General features: G+C 59.1%; 12 protein-coding genes. 2 read left to right on the top strand and 10 right to left on the bottom strand.

The genetic code is table 11. The features are described from left to right. The first annotated feature begins 29 nt into the window (after positions 1–29). On the top strand, positions 30–2,306 hold the full coding sequence (locus AC6I8P_RS03875; RefSeq protein WP_498031152.1) for an FAD-dependent oxidoreductase: 2,277 nt from the start codon (positions 30–32) through the stop codon (positions 2,304–2,306). Here the strand turns inward: AC6I8P_RS03875 and argO are convergent. From argO to tkt, 6 genes are all read right to left on the bottom strand, one after another. Then, on the bottom strand, positions 2,285–2,908 hold the full coding sequence (gene argO, locus AC6I8P_RS03870) for an arginine exporter ArgO (protein WP_021506651.1): 624 nt from the start codon (positions 2,906–2,908) through the stop codon (positions 2,285–2,287). The two genes, AC6I8P_RS03875 and argO, sit on opposite strands and share 22 nt — an antisense overlap. A 129-nt stretch (positions 2,909–3,037) precedes the next feature. Continuing rightward, positions 3,038–3,913 (bottom strand): small-conductance mechanosensitive channel MscS, encoded by an 876-nt coding sequence (gene mscS, locus AC6I8P_RS03865; RefSeq protein ID WP_159377875.1) that lies wholly within the window; start codon positions 3,911–3,913, stop codon positions 3,038–3,040. A gap of 188 nt (positions 3,914–4,101) precedes the next feature. Further along, positions 4,102–5,181 carry a class II fructose-bisphosphate aldolase gene (gene fbaA, locus AC6I8P_RS03860; protein ID WP_058757103.1) on the bottom strand — a complete coding sequence of 360 codons (1,080 nt, stop codon included), beginning with the start codon at positions 5,179–5,181 and terminating at the stop codon, positions 4,102–4,104. A gap of 104 nt (positions 5,182–5,285) precedes the next feature. Then, positions 5,286–6,449 (bottom strand): phosphoglycerate kinase, encoded by a 1,164-nt coding sequence (pgk, locus tag AC6I8P_RS03855; RefSeq protein WP_021506648.1) that lies wholly within the window; start codon positions 6,447–6,449, stop codon positions 5,286–5,288. A 51-nt stretch (positions 6,450–6,500) separates the two neighbouring features. Next, on the bottom strand, positions 6,501–7,520 hold the full coding sequence (epd, locus tag AC6I8P_RS03850; protein WP_021506647.1) for an erythrose-4-phosphate dehydrogenase: 1,020 nt from the start codon (positions 7,518–7,520) through the stop codon (positions 6,501–6,503). A 398-nt stretch (positions 7,521–7,918) separates the two neighbouring features. Then, complete coding sequence (gene tkt, locus AC6I8P_RS03845) at positions 7,919–9,910, bottom strand: transketolase (protein ID WP_058771542.1); 1,992 nt, start codon at positions 9,908–9,910, stop codon at positions 7,919–7,921. Between the two features lie 273 nt (positions 9,911–10,183). Between tkt and loiP the strand changes: the two genes are divergently transcribed. Beyond that, entirely contained in the window at positions 10,184–10,939 is a 756-nt protein-coding gene (gene loiP / locus AC6I8P_RS03840) for a metalloprotease LoiP (RefSeq protein ID WP_021506645.1), read from the top strand. 323 nt (positions 10,940–11,262) lie between these two features. Here the strand turns inward: loiP and speB are convergent, their stop codons facing one another. The 4 genes from speB to AC6I8P_RS03820 all read right to left on the bottom strand — a co-directional run bounded on the left by speB (position 11,263) and on the right by AC6I8P_RS03820 (position 17,171). Next, complete coding sequence (gene speB, locus AC6I8P_RS03835; RefSeq protein ID WP_021506644.1) at positions 11,263–12,183, bottom strand: agmatinase; 921 nt, start codon at positions 12,181–12,183, stop codon at positions 11,263–11,265. Positions 12,184–12,316: 133 nt separating this feature from the next. Then, positions 12,317–13,540 (bottom strand): HlyD family type I secretion periplasmic adaptor subunit, encoded by a 1,224-nt coding sequence (locus AC6I8P_RS03830; RefSeq protein WP_370586648.1) that lies wholly within the window; start codon positions 13,538–13,540, stop codon positions 12,317–12,319. Beyond that, complete coding sequence (locus tag AC6I8P_RS03825; RefSeq protein ID WP_498030990.1) at positions 13,540–15,723, bottom strand: type I secretion system permease/ATPase; 2,184 nt, start codon at positions 15,721–15,723, stop codon at positions 13,540–13,542. Before AC6I8P_RS03825 ends, AC6I8P_RS03830 begins: the two co-directional genes overlap by 1 nt. Further along, the gene (locus AC6I8P_RS03820) at positions 15,720–17,171 is read right to left on the bottom strand and encodes a TolC family outer membrane protein (RefSeq protein WP_058771541.1); all 1,452 of its coding nucleotides are present in this window, start codon (positions 17,169–17,171) and stop codon (positions 15,720–15,722) included. Before AC6I8P_RS03820 ends, AC6I8P_RS03825 begins: the two co-directional genes overlap by 4 nt. Positions 17,172–17,225: the final 54 nt, after the last annotated feature.

Genomic DNA, 17,225 nt, shown 5'->3' with positions numbered 1-17,225 from the left:
AGCAGCCTTCAGGCGGGAGTAACCTCATGATGCAAACTTTCTCTTCTCAGGCCGCGCGTGCCTTTCCGTTGCAGTCGTTACACGCCGATGTGCTGGTCGCCGGTGGCGGTCTGGCGGGCGTGTGCGCCGCGCTGGCTGCGGCACGCGCGGGCCAGCAGGTGGTGCTGATTCAGGATCGCCCGGTCCCCGGCGGCAACGCCTCCAGCGAAGTGCGGCTGTGGGCCAACGGCGCGACGTCGCATATGGGTAATAACAACCGCTGGGCGCGTGAAGGCGGCATCATGGGCGAGATCATGGAGGAGAACCTGTGGCGCAACAAAGAGGGCAACCCGGTGCTGTTTGACATGGTGCTGCTGGACATCGTGCAGGCGCAGCCGCGCCTGACGCTGCTGCTCAATACCGTGGTCAGCGACATCGAAAAATCCGCGCAGCGCCTGCAGGCGGTTCAGGCTTTCAACGCCATCAATCAGACCCGCTATCGCGTGACGGCCGACCAGTTTATCGATGCCAGCGGCGACGGCGTGCTCGGCTATCTGGCCGGGGCAGCGCACCGTGTCGGCGCAGAATCACCGCAGGAGTTTGGCGAAAAAATGGCGCCGGGCGAGCAGTTTGGCCACAAGCTCGGCCACTCGATTTATTTTTATACCAAACGCAGCGCGCAGCCGGTGCGCTTTGTACCGCCATCCTTCGCGCTGAAAGAGATCACCGCCATTCCGCGCTATAAACGCCTGAGCTCCGATCTCAACGGCTGCGATCTGTGGTGGCTTGAGTGGGGCGGCCGGCTGGATACCGTGCATGAAAGCGAAACCATCAAGTGGGAGCTGTGGAAGATTGTCTGGGGCGTGTGGGATTACATCAAAAACTCCGGCGAGTTTGCCGATGCCGACACGCTGACCATTGAATGGGTTGGGCTGATTCCCGGCAAGCGCGAGAGCCGACGCTTTCTCGGCGATACTCTGCTGTGTCAGCAGGATATCATCGCGCAGCGCGACCACTACGATGCGGTGGCCTACGGCGGCTGGTCGATTGACCTGCATCCGGCCGAAGGCGTGTACAGCGCTCACGACGGCTGCCGCCAGTTCCACAGCAAAGGCACTTACACCATTCCGTTTCGGGCGCTGTACAGCCAGTCGCTGGATAATCTGCTGCTGACCGGCCGGCTCATCTCTGCCACGCACGTTGCCTTTGGCAGCGCGCGCGTGATGTGCACCTGTGGCGTGCTGGGCGAAGTGGTGGGCCGCGCGGCGGCGCTGTGTCAGCAGCATAACCAGACACCGCGTCAGCTGGCGCAGCCGGAGCATATTGGTCAGCTGCAGCAACAGCTGCTGCGCCACGGCGCGTTCATTCCGCGTCAGCAGCTGGCGCATCCGGCCGGTGCCGCTCAGGTTAGCGCCAGCAGCACCTTCGCGCTGCACGCTCTGCCCGCGGATGGCGGCTGGCACGCCCTTACCTCACGCTGCGCCCTGCTGCTGCCGCTTAAAGCCGGAGAACGCCTGCCGGCGCTGACGGTGCGGCTGCGGGCGTCATCCGCGCAGACGCTGCAGGTTTCACTGCTGACCAGCGACAATCCGGCCAATACCTGCGGCGATCGGCTGCTGGCCACGCACAGCCTGCAGATTGACGGTGAAGAGGCGTATTCGCTGCCGTTTGACTACCGTGCGGAGTGCGATCGCTACCTGTTTATCGCCTTTGAAGAAAATCCGGCGATTGAAGTGGCGCTCACCCGCCAGCGCCTGCCGGGCATCATGATGGTATTCAACAGCCTCAATCCGCGCGTCGCGAAACGCACCCGGCAAGTAAACGACGGCGATTACGGCGTGGATGAGTTTGATTTCTGGCTACCGCGGCGCGCCCCCCATCAGATCCTGATCGCGTTTAGTCTGGCGACGCCGCTGCGGCTGTGGCATTGCGACTATTTGCTCAACGGTAAACTGCGGCCGGAAAGCCACACCAACGGCTGGCTACCGGCGGCGGACGATCGCCAGCCGTGGGTGTGCTGGCAGTGGCCGGACGCGCAGCGCGCCAGCCAGATTACGTTGCTGTTCGATAACGATTTCGATCATGCGATGGAAACGGTGCAGATGGGCCATGCGCAGGCGGTGACGCCGCACTGCACTACCCATTATCGCCTGTGGCTGGATGACAGGCTGCTGGCGGAGGTCAGCGATAATCATCACTCGCTGTGCCATCATGCGCTGCCCCCGGATACCACGTTCCGCCAGATTCGGCTGGAGCTGCTGGCCAGCGCAGGCGCCCTGCCCGCGCTTTACGGCCTGCATGTGCATCACCAGCCGGCGATGCCCTGACGCGCCAGCTGCAGGGCGATAAACCACATCACGCCGCCCACCAGCAGATTAATGATGCGCTGCGCGCGCACGGTGCGCAGGCGCGGCGACAGCCAGGCGGCCAGCAGCGCCAGACCGAAAAACCACAGCAGCGAGGCGCTGGCGGTGCCGAAAGCAAACCAGCGGCGCGCCTCCGCCGACGGCAGCTGACTGCCGAGGCTGCCGAGCACCACGAAGGTGTCGAGATAGACATGCGGATTGAGCCAGGTCACCGCCAGCATAGTGGCGACAATGCGCCAGCGCCCCTGTTTCAGCGCCGCCTCTGACGCCAGCGTGACATCGCCCTGCCAGGCACTGCGCAGCGCGCCCCAGCCGTACCATAGCAGAAACGCCACGCCAGCCCAGGTGATCAGCATCAGCAGAACCGGCGACTGCTGCAACAGCGCGCTGCCGCCAAATATTCCGCCGCAGATCAGCGCAATATCGCTCAGTGTGCACAACGATGCGGTCATCAAATGGTAGTGGCGCTTAATGCCCTGGTTCAGGACGAAGGCGTTCTGCGGGCCTAACGGCAGGATCAGCGCAGCACCAAGGGCAAGCCCTTGTAAGTAAACAGATAACACAGAGGAGTTCCTGAAAAAGTGGTGTTGCTGTGCAGTATAGTGAGGCGGGGATATTAGCGGAAATGGAAAGAATTAATCGGTCATTAGCGTAGCTGATAAAACAAGGGCACCCGCCGGTGCCCTGATAACTTACTCGCTGCGCGCAGGCTGCTGCGCCTCGCTCTGCACCTGATGCAGGTGCACGTCCATCTGCGGATAAGGAATACCGATACCGTGCGCATCCAGCGTGCGCTTGAAGTTCTTCATCAGATCCCAGTAGACGTTCTGCAGATCTCCGCTTTTGCTCCAGCAGCGCACCACAAAGTTCAGCGACGATGCCGCCAGTTCGTTCAGGCCAATCTGAATACCCAGATCTTTCAGTACGCGCTCGTCCGCTTCCACCACGTCACGCAGCAGTGCGATCACCTGATCGACATCCGCATCGTAGGCGACGCCAATAATGAACTCGTTGCGGCGGATAGGTTCGCGCGAAAAGTTGACGATGTTGCCGGCGATGATTTTGCCGTTTGGCACCACCACAATTTTGCCGTCAGCGGTTTTCAGCGTGGTCGAGAAGATCTGTACATTCTGTACGGTACCCATCACGCCACCGAGATCGACGAACTCACCGGTGCGGAATGGACGGAAGGTCACCAGCAGTACGCCTGCCGCCAGGTTGGAGAGCGACCCCTGCAGTGCCAGACCGACGGCCAGACCGGCAGCACCGAGCACGGCGATCACCGAGGCAGTCTGCACGCCGACACGGCCCAGCGCGGCAATAATCGTGAAGGCAATGATACCGTAGCGCACCAGCGCCGAGAGGAAATCAGCCACGGTGGCATCAATATGACGCGCGACCAGCAGGCGATTGACGCCGTTCGATACCACGCGCGCAATAATCATCCCGACAATAATGATGGCGATAGCCGCCACGATGTTCACCGCATAGCTGAGGATCAGCGCCTGGTTGCGCACCAGCCAGCCACCTGCATTGTTAATGCCGTCAACGACGTTAAGATCTTCCATTTGTTAGCCCTGTTGTTGAGTTTCCCGCAGGAAAGTACAAAAACTGCCAGATTTAATCCGACACTCCCGAGTACAAGGGTAAACAATAATGGGGCGAAGCGCCAAAAATGTGCTGTATAAACCGGGATTTCCAGACGGGACGCATAAAAAAAGGCCCTTTCGGGCCTTTTTTGTACGGTAAGCAAAAATTACAGTACGTCGACAGCGTTCAGCTCTTTGAAAGCCTGCTCTAAGCGCACAACCATGGAAGATTGTGCCGCACGCAGCCAGACGCGTGGGTCGTAGTATTTTTTGTTCGGGCTGTCAGCGCCGTTCGGGTTGCCAAGCTGACCCTGCAGGTACGCTTCGTTGGTTTTGTAGTACTGCAGGATGCCGTCCCAGGTTGCCCACTGGGTATCGGTATCGATGTTCATCTTGATCACGCCGTAGCTGATAGACTCTTCGATTTCTGCAGCAGAAGAACCGGAACCGCCGTGGAACACGAAGTCCAGCGCGTTGTGCGGCAGGCCGTGTTTCTCTGAAACGTATTTCTGCGAATCACGCAGAATGGTTGGGGTCAGTTTCACGTTGCCTGGCTTGTACACGCCGTGCACGTTACCGAAGGACGCAGCGATGGTGAAACGCGGGCTGATTTTGCTCAGCTCGGTGTAAGCGTAATCCACGTCTTCTGGCTGAGTGTACAGTGCAGAAGCGTCCATGTGGCTGTTGTCCACACCATCTTCTTCACCACCGGTGCAGCCCAGTTCGATTTCCAGCGTCATATCCAGTTTTGCCATGCGCGCCAGATATTTAGAAGAAATCTCGATGTTCTCTTCCAGTGACTCTTCAGACAGGTCGATCATGTGTGAAGAGAACAGAGGTTTACCGGTTTTCTTGAAGTGCTCTTCGCCAGCATCCAGCAGGCCGTCGATCCACGGCAGCAGTTTCTTCGCACAGTGGTCGGTGTGCAGGATTACTGGCACGCCGTACTGTTCAGCCATCAGATGCACATGGTGTGCACCAGCGATTGCGCCGAAAATCGCAGCGCCCTGTGGTTTGTCGGTTTTGAAACCTTTACCGGCGATGAAGGCAGCACCACCGTTGGAGAACTGAACGATGACCGGCGCTTTAACTTTAGCCGCAGCTTCCAGTACCGCGTTGATGGAATCCGTGCCGACGCAGTTAACGGCTGGCAGAGCGAATTTGTTTTCTTTCGCTACTTTGAAGATTTTCTGAACGTCATCACCAGTGACAACGCCGGGTTTTACGAAATCAAAAATTTTAGACATGGTTGTGTCCTGTTTCGTTTATCGTCCACTCCCCAATGGGAATGCGATCTGTTCGCCCACAGCGGGCAAGCCTTCAGACAGCGCCGAAGCGCTGCCCCCAAAAATTACTGCTTCGCGCGCTCTTCCAGCATGGCAACTGCCGGCAGTTTTTTGCCTTCCACGAACTCGAGGAACGCACCGCCACCGGTAGAGATGTAGGAGATTTTGTCCTCGATACCGAACAGGTCGATAGCCGCCAGGGTATCACCGCCGCCGGCAACAGAGAACGCGTCGCTGTCTGCGATAGCGTTGGCAACGATTTCGGTGCCCTTACGGAAGTTCGGGAACTCAAACACGCCAACCGGACCGTTCCACAGAATGGTTTTTGCGTCTTTCAGCAGTTTCGCCATGTTCTGTGCGGTTTCGTCACCGAAGTCCATAATTTCTTCGTTATCCGCTACTTCGGAAACCTTTTTCACGGTTGCCGGGGCAGTTTCGGAGAATTCCGTGCCGACGCGTGAATCGGTCGGTACCGGAATGCCGTACTGGTCGCGCAGGCCTTTAGCGGCCTCAACGAAGTCTGGCTCGTACAGCGATTTGCCGACGTTGTTGTCGATCGCCACGAAGGTGTTAGCGATACCGCCACCGACAATCACGGTGTCAGCGATTTTCACCAGCGACTGCAGCACGTCGAATTTGGTCGACACTTTAGAACCACCCACCACGGCGACCAGCGGACGCTGTGGATTGCTCATCACTTTGCCCAGCGCTTCCAGTTCGGCAGACAGCAGCGGACCGGCACAGGCGATAGGGGCGAATTTGCCCACGCCGTGAGTGGACGCCTGCGCGCGGTGCGCGGTGCCGAATGCATCCATGACGAACACGTCACACAGCGCGGCATATTTCTTCGACAGGGTTTCGTCGTCTTTTTTCTCGCCTTTGTTGAAGCGAACGTTTTCCAGCACCACCAGTTCACCCGCGCCCACTTCAACGCCGTCGAGGTAGTCTTTCGCCAGGGTCACGTTAGTGCCGTTCAGTTTTTCTTTCAGGTAGTTAACAACCGGCAGGAGGGAGAACTCTTCGTTGTATTCACCTTCGGTCGGGCGACCCAGGTGAGAGGTAACCATCACTTTCGCGCCCTGTTTCAACGCCGCTTCGATGGTAGGCAGAGAAGCACGAATACGTGCATCTGACGTCACTTTCCCTTCTTTCACTGGTACGTTGAGATCGGCACGGATCAGAACGCGTTTACCAGCAAGATCCAGATCGGTCATCTTAATTACAGACATGGTGAACCCTCTCGTTGATTCTCATAAGTTTTGCCAGACGCAGTCCGCGTCTTACCTGAAACCGCTTGCGGCCATTGCTAACGTGGTGTCGATCATGCGGTTAGCAAAGCCCCATTCGTTGTCACACCAGACCAGGGTTTTGATCAGGTGGTGACCGCTGACCCGCGTTTGCGTGCCGTCCACTATGGCACTGTGCGGATCGTGGTTAAAATCTACTGAGACTAACGGTAATTCCGTATAGTCAACTATACCACGAAATGCCCCCTCTGACGCGTTTTGCAGCAACGCGTTGACCTCACACGCCTTCACCGCCTGGCGCACCGAAACGCTCAGATCAATGGCGGTCACGTTGATCGTCGGCACGCGCACCGCGATAGCCTCGAAGCGATCGTTAAATTTCGGAAAAATACGGGTAATGCCAGCGGCAAGACGCGTATCGACCGGAATGATCGACTGACTGGCGGCACGGGTACGGCGCAGGTCGCTGTGATACGCGTCAATCACCTGCTGATCGTGCATCGCCGAGTGAATGGTGGTCACGGTGCCCGACTCAATGCCAAAGGCGTCATCCAGCAGCTTGATCACCGGAATAATGCAGTTGGTGGTGCAGGATGCGTTGGAGACAATGCGGTCAGTTTGTTTAAGAGCCTGTTCGTTAACGCCGAACACTACGGTGGCATCCAAATCGTTGCCGCCGGGATGCGAGAACAACACTTTCTTCGCGCCAGCCTGCAGATGCGCTTCACCATCGTCGCGGCTGCCGTACACGCCGGTGCAGTCCAGCACGATATCGACATTCAGCTCGCGCCACGGCAGCGCGGCAATCTCAGCCTGATGCAGGATACGGATGGTATCTTCGCCAACCCACAGCTGATCGCGCTCCTGGCGTACGTCAAAGGCAAAGCGGCCGTGGCTGGTGTCGTACTTCAGCAGATGCGCCATGCCAGCCGCTTCCGCCAGTTCGTTAATCGCCACTACGGTGATTTCCGCCCGGCGACCGGTTTCATACAGCGCACGCAACACGTTGCGCCCGATACGACCAAAACCATTTATTGCGATACGAATGGTCATCTCACTTCCTGCAGCCACACCTGAAAAAACGTGCCAAATACCTTGAGCGTTTCGCTGCGTTTTGTACAGGGAATTCTTGCCCGGTTACGGTTGCTGACGGAGAGCACACGGCTGCAACTGAAACGGTTCAGCGAGAATAAAGCATGGAAGGAATAACAGGAATGATTGCGATCAACTGTGCTGCTGATTATTGGATCTGCGTCACAAATTCAGGCGATGATAATTATTACTGCAGGAATAATTGAACCGTTTCAGGTTCAGGCGATAACAGGGCCGGCGATCTGCACATCAGTGTCGCAGCGCAATTTATTGCGCGTGGTTTAGCATGAGGATGGCAACAGAAATGCGCGATGAATCGCGCCGCTACAACGCGCAGCGGCGCGACGGATTACGCGAAATTACAGAATCGATTTCGCGGTTTTCACCACGTTGGCCACGGTGAAGCCGAACTCTTCGAACAGCTTCTCAGCTGGCGCTGACTCACCGAAGGTGGTCATGCCAACGATGGCACCGTGCAGGCCGGTGTATTTGAACCAGTAATCCGCAATACCGGCTTCGATAGCAACGCGTGCGCCAACTGCTTTCGGCAGCACCGACTCACGATACGCCGCATCCTGCTTATCAAACGCATCGGTAGACGGCATGGACACCACGCGCACCTTACGACCTTCCGCGCTCAGCTGCTCGTAAGCGCCGACCGCCAGCTCAACTTCAGAACCGGTCGCAATCAGAATCAGCTCCGGCGTGCCGTCGCAATCTTTCAGCACGTAACCACCGCGCGCCACGTTAGCCAGCTGCTCAGCGCTACGATCCTGCTGCGCCAGGTTCTGACGCGAGAAGATCAGGGCTGATGGGCCGTCAACGCGCTCGATAGCATATTTCCACGCCACCGCAGATTCGACCTGGTCACACGGACGCCACAGGCTCATGTTCGGGGTGGTGCGCAGGCTGGCCATCTGCTCAACCGGCTGGTGCGTCGGGCCATCTTCACCCAGGCCGATAGAGTCGTGGGTATAAACCATCACCTGACGGATTTTCATCAGCGCCGCCATACGTGCCGCGTTACGCGCATACTCGACGAACATCAGGAAGGTTGCGGTGTACGGCAGGAAGCCACCGTGCAGCGCAATACCGTTGGCGATGGCAGTCATACCAAACTCACGCACGCCGTAATGAATGTAGTTGCCTGCGGCATCTTCATTGATCGGCTTCGAGCCGGACCACATGGTCAGGTTGCTTGGCGCCAGGTCAGCCGAGCCGCCCAGATATTCCGGCAGCAGCTTACCGAAGGCTTCGATGGCATTCTGCGACGCTTTACGGCTGGCGATTTTTGCCGGATTAGCCTGCAGCTGCTCGATGAACTTCTGCGATTCCGCCTGCCAGTTAGCGGGCAGCTCGTTGTTCACGCGGCGTTTGAACTCTGTGGCCAGTTCCGGATGCGCAGCGGCGTAAGCAGCAAACTTCTCGTCCCAGGCTTTCTCTTTCGCCTGGCCGGCTTCTTTGGCATCCCACTGTGCGTAGATATCAGAAGGAATTTCAAATGGCGCGTAGTTCCAGCCCAGCTGTTTACGGGTCAGCGCGATTTCGTCGTCACCCAGCGGGGCACCGTGCGAATCGTGCGTACCGGCTTTGTTCGGGGAACCGAAACCGATGATGGTTTTGCACATCAGCAGCGATGGCTTGTCGGTGACTGCTTTGGCTTCTTCCACCGCTTTTTTGATCGCGTCGGCGTCGTGACCGTCCACGCCACGCACCACGTGCCAGCCGTAGGCTTCGAAGCGTTTGGCGGTGTCGTCGGTGAACCAGCCATCCACGTGACCGTCGATAGAGATGCCGTTGTCGTCATAGAACGCCACCAGCTTGCCGAGCTTCAGGGTACCGGCGATGGAGCACACTTCGTGTGAGATGCCTTCCATCATGCAGCCGTCGCCCATGAACACGTAAGTGTGATGGTCTACGATGTCATGGCCCGGACGGTTGAACTGCGCCGCCAGCGTGCGCTCAGCAATGGCGAAGCCCACGGCGTTCGCGATGCCCTGACCCAGTGGGCCGGTGGTGGTTTCCACGCCTGCGGTGTAACCGTATTCCGGGTGACCTGGGGTTTTAGAGTGCAGCTGACGGAAGTTCTGCAGCTCGCTCATCGGCAGGTCATAGCCGGTGAGGTGCAGCAGGCTGTAAATCAGCATCGAGCCGTGGCCGTTGGACAGCACGAAACGGTCGCGATCTGCCCACAGCGGGTTAGTTGGATTGTGGTTCAGGAAATCACGCCACAGCACTTCAGCGATATCGGCCATGCCCATTGGGGCACCCGGATGTCCCGATTTCGCTTTCTGTACTGCATCCATACTTAACGCGCGAATGGCGTTGGCAAGCTCTTTACGAGAGGGCATCTTCTACTCCAGGTCGGATTAATGCTCCGCCACGCTTAACTGATTGTAATTAATGAGTTATAAGGCGAAGCGAGAAAAAAGTCGCACATCAATGTACATGAAAATCGGGGCAAAAGTACATGTATCAGGATGCTAAATCTGCGGTTCAGGGTTGCATTTCGGGGCCTGTCTGCTAGCCAATCCGCCCCTGGCACGCTATAACCAATGCATTTAAACACCTGCGTGGTTTTTCAGGTGTTTGTTTTCTCTACTTGTTACTCAAAGGATGCTGATATGAAAATTCGCGCCATGGTTGTCGCGCTGGGAATGGTTTCGCTGCTGAGCGGCTGCGAAGGAATGGATAATAACGCACTGTTGCAGTCTGGCGCGCAGGCGTTTCAGGCTTACTCGCTGAATGATGCCCAGGTTAAAGAGCTGAGCGATCAGTCATGTGCCCAGATGGATAAAGAGAACCAGCTGGCACCGGCCAACAGCAGCTATCAGCAGCGGCTGAACAAAATCGCCGCCGCGCTGGGCGATAACATCAACGGTGTACCGGCCAACTACAAGGTGTATCTGACCAAAGACGTCAACGCCTGGGCGATGGCCAATGGCTGTATCCGCGTTTATAGCGGTCTGATGGATATGATGAGCGACAACGAAGTGGAAGGCGTGCTCGGCCATGAAATGGGCCACGTCGCGCTCGGCCACACGCGCAAAGCAATGCAGGTGGCTTTCGCGACCACGGCGGCACGCAACGCTGCGGCGTCGGTGGGCGGCGTGATTGGTTCGCTATCGCAGTCACAACTGGGCGAGATGGGCGAGAAACTGGTTAACGCGCAGTTCTCACAGACCCAGGAGTCGCAGGCGGATGACTATTCGTACGATCTGCTGAAGAAGCGCGGCATTAATCCGCTTGGTCTGGCGACCAGCTTCGAGAAGCTGGCGAAGCTGGATCAGGGCCGCCAGAGCTCAATGTTTGACTCGCATCCGGATTCTGAGTCGCGCGCGCAGCATATTCGCGACCGCATCGCGGCGGATGGTAAGTAGTCGCCGCTCTTCCCCTCACCCCAGCCCTCTCCCGCTCGCGGGAGAGGGAGCAGTCCGTGCTGTTCTCACCTCCCGCTCGATCGGTTCCCTCTCCCGCATGCGGGAGAGGAAGCGGTCCGTGCTGTTCTCACCTCCCGCTCGATCGGTTCCCTCTCCCGCATGCGGGAGAGGAAGCGGTCCGTGCTGTTCTCACCGCCCGCTCGATCGGTTCCCTCTCCCGCACGCGGGAGAGGGAGCAGTCCGTGCTGTTTTCACCGCCCGCTCGATCGGTTCCCTCTCCTGGGGGAGAGGGTCAGGGTGAGGGCAGCCGTCCGCACCGCCGCTTAACCTTTATTCGCCGCCTGCACGTGCAGCATATCCAGCGCCAGCGTGGCAGCAGCCAGTGAGGTCAGGTCGGCGTGATCGTAGCCCGGTGCCACTTCCACCAGATCCATCCCCACAATGTTCATGCCCTGCAGGCCGCGAATCAGCTTGGTGGCTTTATCGCTGGTCAGGCCGCCAATCACTGGCGTACCGGTGCCTGGCGCATGGGCCGGATCGAGGCAGTCGATATCAAACGTCAGGTACACCGGCAAATCGCCCACGGTGCGCTTCACTTCGGCCAGAATGTCGTCCACGCTGCGGTCATTAACCTGCGCGGCGTCCAGTACGTTGAAGCCCAGGCTCTTATCGAACTCAGTACGGATACCAATCTGCACCGAATGCTGCGGATCGATCAGCCCTTCCTGCGGCGCAGTGTAGAACATGGTGCCGTGGTCAAAAGTCGGGCCGTTGGAGTAAGTATCGGTATGCGCATCGAAGTGCACCAGCGCCATCTTGCCGAAGTGTTTGGCGTGCGCGCGCAGCAGCGGCAGCGTGACATAGTGATCACCGCCAAAAGTCAGCATGCGTTTGCCATTTGCCAGCAGCTTTTCCGCGTGCGCCTGCAGCTTGTCGGACAGATCCTGTGAATCGCCGAAGGCGTACACCAGATCGCCGCAGTCCACCACGTTGAGGCGTTGACGCAGATCGAAATCCCACGGCCAGCGGCAGCCTTCCCACGCCAGGTTAGTGGAGATCTGACGGATCGCGCCCGGCCCTAAACGGCTGCCCGGCCGGCCTGACGTTGCGGCATCAAACGGCACACCGGTAATCACCCACTCGGCGTCGCTATCGTAAGGCTGGAAGTTCAGCGGAAAGCGCATGAAACCGAAGGCGTTAGAAACCAGGGAGTTGTCGTACTGATTGCCCAGCGTGTTGTACATAACGAGTCCTCTTAAATCCTTAAATCGGTTAGCCAGTTAAGGTATAGATGAAAAAAATCCCCTCCGCGTCGTTAGGCCCGACGAGGAAGGGATTGATGGGCGTGATTATCGCCGAGATTGCCGCGCATCGCAATTAGCGCTCTCGCATCGCCTCTTTGGCCTTGTTAAACGGTTTGACCAGATAATCCATGATGCTCTTCTCGCCGGTTTTGATATCCACGGTGGATACCATGCCAGGGCTGATGGAAAAGCGCCGGCCAGCCTTGTTCTGCACATAGTCGTTATCAGTACGAATAAACACGCGGTAGTAGTAAATCTCCGGTTTGACTTCGTCCTGGATGGTATCCGGCGAAATGCTTTCCACCACGCCGTTCAGGCCGCCGTAGATGGCGTAATCGTAAGCGGAGATTTTTACCACCGCGCGCTGGCCGGGATGGATAAAAGCAATATCGCGCGGCGACAGGCGTGCTTCAATCAGCAGCCGATCGTTCATCGGTACGATGTTCATCAACTCACCGTTGGGCGGAATCACCCCGCCCACCGTCGAGACTTTGATGTTTTTCACGATGCCGCGCATCGGCGCGCGGATGGTCAGACGCGTTACGGTATCTTCGCGTCCTTTAATCACCTGCGCCAGGCTGTCGGCTTCGGCGCTGGCCTTCGCCAGCTCTTCGCGCGCCTGCACATAATACTGCGAGCGCATATCGGTAAGTTTCAGCTCGAGGTCGGACTTATCGCGCTGTAAGCGCAGCACTTCCACGCTGCTGGCGGCACCGGTTTTCGCCAGTCGCTGAGTAATAGCCAGTTCGCGATTAGCCAGCGCCAGCGACTCCTTAAACTGCCGGGTTGCATCATTGAGCTGGGCGCGTTTGGTGTTATACAGCCGGGTTTCCGCCGCGATAAGATCCGGGTAGCCCTTCAGCTCGGCGGGAAACGTAAGCGGATCATCGTTCACTTCCGCACGCAGGCGCGAGGCCGCTGCCAGTGCGGCCCGGTAGCGCGCCGCGCTCTCGCCGACGCTGGACTGCGAGCGCGTGGCATCCAGTTTCGCCACGATCTGCCCGGCCTGCACGCGATCGCCCTCATGCACGTACAGTTCCGTGAGAATGCCGCCCTCCAGCGACTGCAGCACCTGCTCGCGCGAACTGGGGATCACCTTCCCGGTGCCGGTTGAGACCTCATCCAGCATGCCAAACCACGCCCACACCAGCGCCACCACGATCAGCGCCGTGCTGATGACGATCAGCCGCACTGCGCCGGTGTAGTGGCTTTCCGATTTCAGTTCGCCGAGCAGATCGTCGGACGAATCCACTTCCGCGGCGGTCACCAGCCGCAGTTTTGCCGGCAATTGTTTCATCATGCCTGTCCCTCCCCCGCCGCTCCGCTGGCGCGCGGTGCCGGCAGCGCGTTCTCTTTCGGGCTATCCATTACCAGCTGCCCCTCTTTCAGCACCAGTATGCGATCGACCAGCGACAGAATCGCCGCGCGGTGCGTCGCCACGATCAGCGTGCGGCCATTCAGCCAGGCGCCCAGCCGCTCAATAAAATCCTTCTCGGTATGATCGTCGAGCGAAGCGGTCGGCTCATCCAGCAACACGATATTAGGATCGCGCAGTAGCATGCGCGCCAGCAGCAGCGACTGGCGCTGGCCGCCGGACAGCCCAACGCCGCCCTCCATGACCGGATGATCAAGCCCGAGCGGCAGACGGCGAATAAAATCGGCCCCGCCACTGACCGTCAGCGCGGCAAAAATCGCTTCGTCGGTGGCGTGCGCCGCGCCCATGGTGAGGTTTTCCCGCAGCGTACCGTGGAACAGCCGCGCGTTCTGCGTCAGTAGCCCGACGTTGCGCCGCACGTCCGCGACATCAATATGCGGCAGGCTGAGGTTGTCCAGCCGCAGCTCGCCGCCCACCAGATCCATGCCGCCGGCCATCGCCTGCAGCAGCGTGGATTTGCCGGAGCCGTTGCGCCCCAGCACGGCGATGCGCTCACCCGGCTTGATGGTCAGCGTCTTGATGCGCAGCGCCACCGTCAGCGAATCGCTGTAGTAGCGGAACATGGCATCGGTGAACTGATAGTGGCCAAACAGCACCGGACAGTGAATGCGCGTTTCGTCTTTACTGTTCTCCACCGGCAGATTCATCAGCGCATCGAGGCTGCTCTTCGCCGCTTTTACCTGCTGCCAGCGCGCCAGCACGCCACACAGCGTCGCCATCGGCGCAATCATGCGCGAAGACAGCAGCGACGCGGCGACAATCGCCCCGGTGGTGATATCGCCGTTGATCACCATCGGCGCCCCGACCACGATCACGCTGGCGTACACCAGCCCCTGAATGGTGACGCCCCAGCTAATCAGCGCATGCATCACTTTGCGCATCTCGACGCCCGACTGCGCGGTGATGCGGATATAGCTGTTCCACTGCTGCAGAAAACGATCCTCCGCCTGCATTAGCTTGATATCTTCCAGCCCCTGCACGCTCTCCACCAGCACCGCGTTGCGCAGCGTCGACTCTTTCAGGTTTTGCTGCGCCAGCTTCGCCAGTTTTTTCTGGCTCAGCACGCCGGGCAGAATCATCAGCAGCACCGCCACCGGCGCGATCCACGCCAGCTGCGGTGCGATGATCGCCATCACCAGCATAAACAGCAGGAAGAACGGCATATCGACGATCGCAGTCACCGTGGTCGACGTCACCATTTCGCGCACCGCTTCCAGCTCGCGCAGCTGCGAGATAAAGGTACCGGTCGATCGCGGTACCGCGCTGTTACGCAGCCGCAGCGCGTGGCCGAACACGCGGTCGGAGACGCGCATATCGGCGCGCTTGCCGAGCAGATCGGTGACGTGATCGCGACCGACGCGCAGAATATAGGTGAACACCACCGAGAGGATCACCCCGATATACAGCACGTACAGCGTGGGGTACGACTGCGCCGGGATCACCCGATCGTACACCTGCATCGAGAAGATGATGCCGACCAGCGCCAGCAGGTTGATCAGAAACGATCCCAGCATCACGTAGCCGTAAGGACGCATGTCGTGCAGCACCAGGCGGCGCAGCCAGTCCGGCCGGACCGTGGCGAGATAGCGATCGACACGGCTATCTTTGGCGGCCGTCACCGGACGCAGCGCCGCGGCGTAGCAGATCTGCGGCAGCAGCGTGTTCAGCGCGATCGGCGCCGGTTGTTCATCGCCAGCCAGGTGCACGCGCACCGTGTCATCACCATCAAAGCTGGTGATGACGCCGACCTGGCCGTCGCTCAGTTCCACCGCCAGCGGCAAGCGCCAGCTGCTAATCTCCCACTGATGCTCTTCATACAGCTGCAGCGACAGCCCGGCCTGACGCGCCAGATGGCGCAGCGCTTTATCACGTGACTGTTTGCCCTGCCATTCGCTGGCAGCCATGATCATGCCCGGCGAGCACGGCAGGCGATAATGGGTCGCGATGAGAATAATGGCGGTGGCCCAGCCGTGTAGCGGCACCTCGCCACCGGCGGCGCTGGCGGGATTGCCATTGGGGGCGTCCGGAATCTGTAATTGCGTCATGGCTGGATCTCCACGGACTGGATGCGCTGGTTATTCAGCGCAAACGCTGACCGCATCTGCCCGGTGCTGTATAAGCAGTCGAGCTGCAGTGAACGTAACTGACTGATGGTTTGCTGCATGGCGAAGCGCGTCTGAAACACTTCCTGTTCGGCATTGAGCACGTCCAGCAGCGGACGGGTGCCGAGCTGCAGATACTGGTCCTGATAAAGCTGCTGCGTCTTCTCGCCCAGCGTCTGCTGACGCGACATGATCGCCAGGCTCTGCGACAGGCTCAGCGCTTCGGTTTGCGATTCGCTGAGCTGCTGCTGCGCTTTGAGGCGCGCCGAGTTCACCGCCGCATTGGCCGCCTGCAGCGCGCTGGCCGCCGCATCGCGCGCCGCGGTAATGCCGCCGCCCTGATACAGCGGCATCTCAACTTTGACGAACGCGGAATACTGGGTGCGGTCGAGCGTTTCGCTGCCGGAGTAGTGATTGTTGAGGTAATGCGTGACCTGAGGTTCCAGCGAAATGGTGGGTAAATTCTGCGCGTTGGCGTTATCCAGTTTAGCCTGCGCCTGCCGCGCCTGCGCCCACGCCGCCAGCACCGCCGGATTGGATTTGTCGTCGGCTTTGCCCACCTCGCAGGCGCGCGTCAGGCTGGGCGGAAACGCATCGCTGACCTTTTTCACCATTGGCCAGCCGAGATAGCTGGCCAGCGTGGCACGCCAGCGGTTGAGGCTGGCCTGATACTGGGTCAGCGTGGTGCGCGCCCCTTCGATACGCGCGTCGGTCTGCGTGGCGTCCGAGAGCGATGCTGCCCCCTCTTCATTGCGCTGACGCGCCAGATCGCCAATCTTACTCAGCGCCGTCAGCTGATCCTGGGCGATCTTCACCAGCTGCTGATAGCCCTGCACCTGCACCAGCGCGGCGGCGGTGTCGTGCGCGACGGTATCGATACTCACCAGCACGCTGGCCTGCTCCTGCGCCACCCCGGCTTCGGCGGAGCGCACCGAACTGCTGACTTTGCCGAAGTCATACAGCATCTGTGATACCGACAGCACAAATGACGGGCTGAAGCCTTTTTCGCTGTAGGCGTTGCTGTAGCCGTTGTTCATGCCGGCACTGATTTGCGGATAGTATTTGGCCTGCGCCACATCGACCTGGCTGGCCTGCTCCAGCATTTTGCCAATCGCCTGTGCGATGTCCGGATGCCACTGGATGGCACGCTGCACTGCCTGGTTAAGGGTTAAGGTATCCGGCACGTTAGCCAGCGCGGGTTCGGCCACCTGACCGGTTAAGGAGGGAAGATCCTGCTGCTGCGCCAGACCGGCTGAGGTTATGCGCCCCGCCTGCGTCACGGCATCACTGGCAGCCATAAGATGAGAACTGTGAAAAAACACAATGCCAGCACACAGGGCGCTGAGCTTACAGGTACGGCGAGTTGTTGCGCCTGATTGCATCAGATCCATCGATTGTTCACCAGTAAAAGAGAGAAAGGGGCACCTCCCTGTGCCCGTTATGCT

The organism is gamma proteobacterium symbiont of Lampromicra miyakona (assembly GCF_059730895.1).
This window is presented reverse-complemented; position numbering and strand designations above follow the sequence as displayed.